The organism is Bacillus mycoides (assembly GCF_001757995.1).
Taxonomy (GTDB): Bacteria; Bacillota; Bacilli; order Bacillales; family Bacillaceae_G; genus Bacillus_A; species Bacillus_A mycoides_B.
Map to the genome: position 1 here is coordinate 1 of NZ_LXLV01000089.1, position 7551 is coordinate 7551.

At 34.2% G+C, this 7551-nt stretch carries 8 protein-coding genes and 2 pseudogenes; all 10 read left to right on the forward strand.

Going from position 1 to position 7551, the window contains the following annotated elements; translation table 11 throughout:
- Positions 1 to 196: PoNe immunity protein domain-containing protein (locus BWGOE10_RS27985; protein WP_236736046.1), on the forward strand; the 196-nt coding region annotated here is incomplete at its 5' end.
- Between the two features lie 162 nt (positions 197 to 358).
- Complete coding sequence (locus BWGOE10_RS33620) at positions 359 to 658, forward strand: AHH domain-containing protein (protein WP_236736021.1); 300 nt, start codon at positions 359 to 361, stop codon at positions 656 to 658.
- Between the two features lie 137 nt (positions 659 to 795).
- On the forward strand, positions 796 to 1284 hold the full coding sequence (locus BWGOE10_RS27995; RefSeq protein WP_070145923.1) for a hypothetical protein: 489 nt from the start codon (positions 796 to 798) through the stop codon (positions 1282 to 1284).
- Positions 1285 to 1496: 212 nt separating this feature from the next.
- On the forward strand, positions 1497 to 1937 hold the full coding sequence (locus BWGOE10_RS28000; protein WP_070140205.1) for an SMI1/KNR4 family protein: 441 nt from the start codon (positions 1497 to 1499) through the stop codon (positions 1935 to 1937).
- A gap of 18 nt (positions 1938 to 1955) precedes the next feature.
- A complete protein-coding gene (locus BWGOE10_RS28005; RefSeq protein ID WP_070145921.1) occupies positions 1956 to 2411 on the forward strand; it encodes an SMI1/KNR4 family protein in 456 nt (151 codons plus the stop codon).
- 957 nt (positions 2412 to 3368) lie between these two features.
- Positions 3369 to 4799 (forward strand): annotated as a pseudogene (locus tag BWGOE10_RS33860) (T7SS effector LXG polymorphic toxin); the annotation flags it as partial.
- A 669-nt stretch (positions 4800 to 5468) separates the two neighbouring features.
- On the forward strand, positions 5469 to 5864 hold the full coding sequence (locus BWGOE10_RS33865) for a TNT domain-containing protein (protein WP_321145678.1): 396 nt from the start codon (positions 5469 to 5471) through the stop codon (positions 5862 to 5864).
- Between the two features lie 16 nt (positions 5865 to 5880).
- Positions 5881 to 6126 carry an Imm59 family immunity protein gene (locus BWGOE10_RS28015; protein WP_070145919.1) on the forward strand — a complete coding sequence of 82 codons (246 nt, stop codon included), beginning with the start codon at positions 5881 to 5883 and terminating at the stop codon, positions 6124 to 6126.
- Positions 6127 to 6511: 385 nt separating this feature from the next.
- A pseudogene (locus BWGOE10_RS33625) lies at positions 6512 to 7093 on the forward strand (HNH endonuclease); the annotation flags it as partial.
- A 1-nt stretch (position 7094) separates the two neighbouring features.
- A partial coding sequence (locus BWGOE10_RS28025) for an SMI1/KNR4 family protein (RefSeq protein WP_070168358.1) occupies positions 7095 to 7551 on the forward strand: 457 nt, incomplete at its 3' end.

Below are 7551 nucleotides of genomic sequence, written 5' to 3' on the forward strand. Positions count from 1 at the left end.
ATATATAATAGAGTATTGGTATAAGGGACATTCAGAGGAAGCATGGTATGATGCACATGAAAATAAACATGACATTTATAGTGGTTACTGGAGTTTTGAAAGTGGAGCAATCGCAAAAATTTTAAAATTAGACGACTCAAGTTTGAAAGATACTCCATATTATCCTTATGATATGGTGCATTACCAAGAAAAGTAAATGTAGGAATCCACAGTGATAAACTTTTAAACTGTGGATTTTTTAATTTGTGTTTAAGTACTTACTAAGGGTACGGGTAATGGCACTAGGCTTATTCCTGGTACTCCTGGAAAAGTTACACCAGAAAGTTCTACAAAATTAGGGCAAAATTTATTGGAATCCATGGGGCTACCGTGTTCTGCATCATGGAAGGGATATCAAGCGCAACATATAATACCTAAAAGTTTAAAAAGTCATCCTATATTAAAGAAAATAGGAATGGATATGGATCATGCTGAGAATGGGATATTTTTACCAATACCATCAGAAAGTCCAAGTGCTTTATCTAGACATAGAGGTTTTCATAGAGTATACAATAGAGTTGTAACAAAAGCTTTGAATAATTTGGATATAAATCGAAGTGTAGAGGTATTGGAAAAACAAGTATATGAATTACAACAAAAATTAAAAGAAGCTGTTTAAAAAGGAATCCCATTATACAAGTCAAGAATAAAAGATCTTAAAGAGTTTTATAAATCAGGAGCGCATGAGAAGTTGCCTATCTGGGATAGGGGTGGTGGAGCGACTGAAGAACTATGGGAAAGGTGGTTTAATAAAATATGAAGTATGGAATTCATACTAAATTGGTTGAAGAAGTTATTCGATTTGCAAATTCTATGCAAGATATTCAAAAGACAGTGGTCCCTGAAGATGTTGCTATTATTAATGGTTTTATTGAGGCGAAAAAATTTGCTTTTTATGAGATTTTTGGTGAGGATGAATACACATGGTCAGATATTAGGCAAATTGAAATGGGGAAAGTTAAGGGGAAATTGTATAAACTAGACCCTAGTCAAAAACCTAATGGTTTAGAGGAAGTGACAGAAGAAATTGCTAATGGACTCAGAAACCAACTTCCGGACTCGTATAGTGATTTTTTTGAGAATGTCGTGGTAGATTTAAGAAATTGCGCGATAAATCACGCGATAAATGGTCAAAGTGAAAATTTTTACGAACAAATTTTCAATATTTACAAAGCTGGTGGTTTTCCTTGTGGCTGGAAAGGCGATTATCCAGACAACGGAAAAATAATTGCTTATTTTGTATAAATTTGTTATCTAAAGTAGCTTTGTTAAAAATACAGATATTTATAAAATACTAAATTAATAAACTTAAAGTACTTGTTTCCTACGAGCAACAAGTGCTTTTTTAATTGATTGGTATGCTTTAACTTCATAAATAGTTGGTAAGTTGGAGGGGATAATGGAAGAAATGGTAAAATAAAGAGAGACATAGCAAATCGAGTTAGGGAGTTGTTTTCATGAGAAGAATAACATGGGAGCATACACATGACCCTATTACCGAGCAGATAATTTCAAAAGTTGAAGAGAAGTTTAATGTGATTTTTCCTCAAGATTACAAAATTTGTGTAATGAAATATAACGGTGGTCATCCAGTACCGAATATATTTTTCTTTGAAGATGGAGGAGAAGGAGTTTTTGATTGCCTACTAAGCTACACGAATGAATATATTAGCATAACAGTTACTTATGATATTATCACACCATACATCCCAAAGGGAATAATACCCTTTGCTACGGATCCATTCGGTAATAAAATATGTTTTGATTTTAGAAATGATAAACACTCACCAACAATAGTTTTTTATGATAGCGATGAGTGTGATGAACAAGCAATTGAATATATTTGCAGTACTTTTACAAATTTAATAGATTCGTTGCATTTTAGTGAAAACGAATGAGTCGGAGGTCGATGAATTATGAATCTTAATTTTGAATATACTTTCAAACAAATTAAAGCCGAAGATATAGAAATCTTTGAAAGACTTAATGGATTAGAACTACCAGAGGACTATAAGAGTTTCTTATTAAGAGATAATGGTGGTAAATCTAATAGAAGAAGATTTACTACGAAAGATGATGTAGTTACGTCATCAATTATGATGTTTTTTCCACTATCAGAGGAAACAGAAAATAATCTGCAAAATTCTTTAAATTATTATATTAAGGGAAATAAATTGCCTGCTAGACTTATTCCAATAGGAAAAGATCCAGCTGATAACATTATATGTATGTCAATCCATGGTAGCGATATAGGTAGTGTTTATCACTGTCATACCTATCAGATAAAAAATGAAGCGGAATTAGAAGCAAAGTTTATTAGGGAAATAGCTTCTAGTTTTACGGAATTTATTAATAAACTTTCTGAGAAATAGAATTGTATTGTCAGAGGGCGAATTTGTAAAATACCCACATTAGGTACCGTTGGTTGAGTAGGTAGAAAAAGAGCAGTGACGGATTGTACAATCCATTATTTGAATCAAAGTTAAATAACGTTATCGGTATCGAATGAACCGATCACTCAACCAATAACACATATAACCTCTTTGTAAAGTACAGAAAAAATAGACAGGATTTACATCATGACAACAAGAACATACAATCAACAAATCAAACTCTTTATAATTTGATTTTTAAAACGAAATGTAATTTCGTATTTTACTAACGTAAATAATATAATTCCACAAAAAAGTGTACCTTCATTTGTTCATATAGTATGTTACGATCTATATAAGATTTTTCTCATTTATTTTTCTTAAAGCATCTCGACTTCCCACGAGATGCTTTTCCCTTTTTAATGATTTTTGGTATTGATTCATCCAACGAATAGCAGTAATTTCGTATAATTCTAAAAAATTTGACCATTTCTTAATATTCCCTTAACATTACCTTATACATATATACGATATAATAAGTAATCCTCTTTATCTAAACTCTATATATTTATTGTTTCCTGTTGCAAAATCCTTATGATAAGGGTTCTTTTTTGTTCCATTTGGTTTGGGATCTATTCAGAAATCTGTGGTCTTTTTCTTATTTCATTTTGGACGGATATTTCCAATCATGTTTTTTCTTAGAAACAGTTGAAGAAACTACCCGGGGATCAGTCGGGATACGTGTCATTTAGAGTCAACCATTATTTTATCAGAACTATGTGGGATATATATTTTTAAAAGTATTGATGAAATAGTTAGGAGATTGTTTCGTTTAAAGAGTGATATGTCTAATAAACATATAAAAGAAGATATAGGTTACCACATATATGTACATTAAGAATTTCAATAATGGATTTAGGGCGATGTTGCCGTGCCCCAGAAAGAGAGGCGGATTAAATGGGCTTTCATGTAGATTTAAAGGAATTTCATGAAGTACTGGAAAAACTTCAAAAAGACACCAGTAAAACAAATAATCAACTTGAACAAGCCAAACAAGCATTGAATGGCATTATCCAGGCCGATGCCATGCAGGGTGCAACAGGGAAAGCGATTGTCAACGACATCAATAATAACCAAAATACAGTTGTGATTGGATTGAAAGATACCAATGAATTACTTAGTATAGAAATGGCGCAAACCTTACAGGATTTTCAGTCAACAACGGGAGAAACTGATGAGAATGCGATTATTCTGGAAGATGCATTACTGCAAGCACAAAACAAACTTTCCAATCTCCAACCCAAGAAACATGAAATGGATAGTCGCATCTCTAATATTTACAATAGCGTAAGTGATTTGATTTCACTGAGTATGCCGAACAGCCAGTTTGATGAAAAACTGGTTGCAGCCAGCAAAGAACTAGAGGATACGATTCAAAAAGTGCAGCAATTTGAAAGTAAAAAAGAAAAAAGCAATGCGGAAAACATTCTCGATGCCCTAAACAAACAAGTTCAAATTGCAGGGAAGATGAGTAGTTTATCTTATACTGATCCGCAACTTCAAGCCTTCTTTGCGCAAGATGAGTTGGCAAAAGGCATTCATGAAATGGATACACAAATCACGAAGGCGGAAAAAGAAGCGAAACTGCAAGCTGAAAGGGAAATGAAGAAAAAGCAAGAGGAATGGGCGGAACATCATCCAGTGGAGGCTTGGCTTCAAAACTTTTCCAATAGTGCCGGTGAGAAATGGGATGTATTGAGAAAAGGCACAAAATGGGTAGGGGAGAACATCCCTTTCCTAAAAGGACTTGCTGATGATGCCTTGGTGTTGGAAGGTTTTTTAGGCGCGGCAGGATCCGCTATTAGTGGGATAGCGATAGGTGCGACGAAGCTAGGGAGCCTAGTCTTAGAGCTTGGTGAGTGGGGCTTTAACTCGATACGCGGCGTAGAAACAGAACAGTGGAAACTGGACGATATTTATGGAGCTGGTAATACGCTAAAAAATCTTGGACAAGCCATCATCAGTTGGCAGGATTATCCTAAGTATGGTAAGACACTATTTAACTCCGTAAAAGGTTATGTAGAAAAAGCATTGACCGATCCTTATGCTCTTGGTGGCGCGATATTTGATATTGGTAGTTGTTTTGTCGGCGTTGGTGAAGTAACCGCCGCAGTGAAAGGAACAGCTGCATTCGGAAAATTCGCAGAGGGTACAAAAGTCTTTCAGGTAGCCGCGAAAAATAGTAAAATAGTTGGTAAGTTGGAAGAAGTAGCGGCATTCATGAATAAGTTGCCGAATAGTATGAAGAATGTCGTGGAGAAGATTAAAAATATTGAGATCCCGAATTTATTCCCTGAACCTGCGCTAGCTGGCGTTGGAAATGTAGGAGAAAGAAAGACACTTGGAGACTTATTTTCGGCTGTTAATAATCCTAGAACAAGGTTACCGAGAAATGATGGTCACTGGAAAGGTGAGCCAGGTAATGGGAAATGGTATTCTGATAAAACTAAAGTTAAAAGTATAACGAATGGTGAAGGTGTAGAATTTATTGATGGTAGACCTAACTTCACACCTTGGAGTAAAGGTTCTATAAAATTTAAAGAAGGTATGTTAGATGGCTCTAAAAATGATTTTAATTTAGTGTATGAAAAAATTATGCAATTAAAAGGGTTTAAATCAAAGAATCAAGCAAAGGCCTGGCTAAAAGAAAAAGGGTTAACACCTCACCATAAAAGTTCTACTGAAATTGAGTTAATTCCAACAGATTTACATGCTAATGTACCACATATAGGTTCAGCATCAGATTTAAGAGAGGGAGCTGTTAAGGCTGAACAACATGTACAGAAGTTATTAAAACAATCAACTTGTACGACTGATGAATTACATGCTTACTTAAATAATTTTGACAGTAAGTTAGCAGAAGAATTCAAGAAAACAGGGCAATGGCCAGAAGAAGTACAAATTCCAAAGAATTCTGATGTCTTAAGGGCTGATGGATACATTGATTGGGGGCAAGTACCAAACGGCGGCTATGTTGTAAATAAAGATGGGAAAGTCATGAAAGATAAGTATACACTAAAAATAGGTGAAGTTATTGACCGATATGGACCGTCAAATGGTACGTATACATCACCTGTGGTAAATGGAAAACCTTATAGTTACGGCGAGAGAGCTCTTCCGTATTTGGAAGATGTGAGCAAATACCATCAATATGAGGTTGTAGGTGATTTCTCGAATATAAAAACCTATATTGATAATTGTAGTGATCCTACACTAAAAGCACAGGTAGATGCTGCTATTCAAAAGTACTATTGTGGTGATTATAGCAAATTAAAAGCACAAATTGGAGAGATAGCTCCAGGTTTTGGGACAATAAAAGGGGGAACACAAATACAACTTCCTTTAACAGTCGAACAATTAGAAGGATTGAAATTATTGAAACAAATAAAATAAGGAGGATAATTTTAATATGACAAGAGATGAGGCAAAACGAATCCTATCAGAAGAAGGATTAAAATATTATAACTGGTTTCATGAAAAAGATGTGAATCCGGATGAGGTTCTAATTTATAAAGAGGATAATAAGTGGGTTGTTTGTGCAACTGATGAGAGAGCGAGTATTGTAGAAACCTCAATTGCTCATTATGGTAATGAAGAAGAGGCATTAGATGATTTTATTAAACGAGTAAGATTGGAAAAGATATTAAAGCCATGAAGATAAAAAGTTGAATTAATTATTTTTTGAATATAGTTAAAAAGCAGTAACCCGAAATTAATTTCAGGCTACTGCTTTTTAAGTTAGTCCTCAAAATCATCAAGGTTATAAGCTTTTTCTCAATAACTTTCCCATCATCATTTAGCTTGACTTTCGTTCGTACTTCTTGATCGTAAGGATTAGGATGTTTGTTCCCATCAAGTATTTCTCCAAATTCATCGTAATAGAAGTAATCATTATATCGATTTTACACTCTTTTTGAGTTTCTGATCTGAGACGGCTTTTTTAATCGGAAGTATATCTTTCACTGTCCGTTTTGAAGAGTTAATATAGCTTTTTTAGTACTCTCGAATATAGAACCTTTAGAAAAGACCAAAAAGAAATGTTCAACACAGTGAAAGGTTATGTAGAAAAAGCCCTGACCGACCCTTATGCTCTTGGTGGCGCGGTATTTGATATTGGCAGTTGTTTTGTCGGCGTTGGTGAAGTAATCGCCGTAGTGAAAGAATCAGCGGCATTCGGAAAACTCGCAGAGGGTGCAAAAGTCTTTCAAGTAGCAGAGAAAAGCGGTAAAATAGTTGGTAAGTTGGAAGAAGTAGCGGCATTCATGAATAAGTTGCCGGGTAGTATGAAGAATGTCGTGGAGAAGATTAAAAATTTTCATATCCCGAATGGTGAAGGTGTAGAATTTATTGATGGTAGACCTAACTTCACACCTTGGAGTAAAGGTTCTATAAAATTTAAAGAAGGTATGTTAGATGGCTCTAAAAATGATTTTAATTTAATGTATGAAAAAATTATGCAATTAAAAGGGTTTAAATCAAAGAATCAAGCAAAGGCCTGGCTAAAAGAAAAAGGGTTAACACCTCACCATAAAAGTTCTACTGAAATTGAGTTAATCCCAACAGATTTACATGCTAATATACCACATATAGGTTCAGCATCAGATTTAAGAGGAGGAAAATAAAATGAACAAAATAATAAAGCAAGTATTAAATGAAATAATTGATTCGGAAATGGTAGTCTCAAAAAAAGAAGATGCATATAAGTCAATCGAAACAATTGAACGAATATATGGTGTAGATTTACCATTAGACTACAAAGAGTTTTTGCTTGAATATGGAGGGTGTTTTATTAAAGATAATAGAATGTATCAGGCAATTGAAGTTACCCCTGTAACCCCCGAGGATGGTTTTGACTCGATAGGTGGCTTTTACGGTATTACTAATGATGCCTATGAAATTGAATCAATCATTCAAACTTATAAGGATATTTTAGGAAGTATTGTAATGCCTATTGCAGATGCGGACGGGGGAGATTTAATATGTATAGGCTTAAAAGATAAATACAGGGGTAAAATTTATTATTGGTATCATGAAGGTGAAACATTAGACGAAGATGGAAAAGAATATTATTATCTTATAG

Bases quoted from the DNA above. Each gene is read 5' to 3' on its own strand.
- BWGOE10_RS27995 (WP_070145923.1), top strand. From the start codon at position 796: ATGAAGTATGGAATTCATACTAAATTGGTTGAAGAAGTTATTCGATTT.
- BWGOE10_RS33865 (WP_321145678.1), top strand. From the start codon at position 5,469: ATGAAAGATAAGTATACACTAAAAATAGGTGAAGTTATTGACCGATAT.
- BWGOE10_RS28005 (WP_070145921.1), top strand. From the start codon at position 1,956: ATGAATCTTAATTTTGAATATACTTTCAAACAAATTAAAGCCGAAGAT.
- BWGOE10_RS33620 (WP_236736021.1), top strand. From the start codon at position 359: ATGGGGCTACCGTGTTCTGCATCATGGAAGGGATATCAAGCGCAACAT.
- BWGOE10_RS28000 (WP_070140205.1), top strand. From the start codon at position 1,497: ATGAGAAGAATAACATGGGAGCATACACATGACCCTATTACCGAGCAG.
- BWGOE10_RS28015 (WP_070145919.1), top strand. From the start codon at position 5,881: ATGACAAGAGATGAGGCAAAACGAATCCTATCAGAAGAAGGATTAAAA.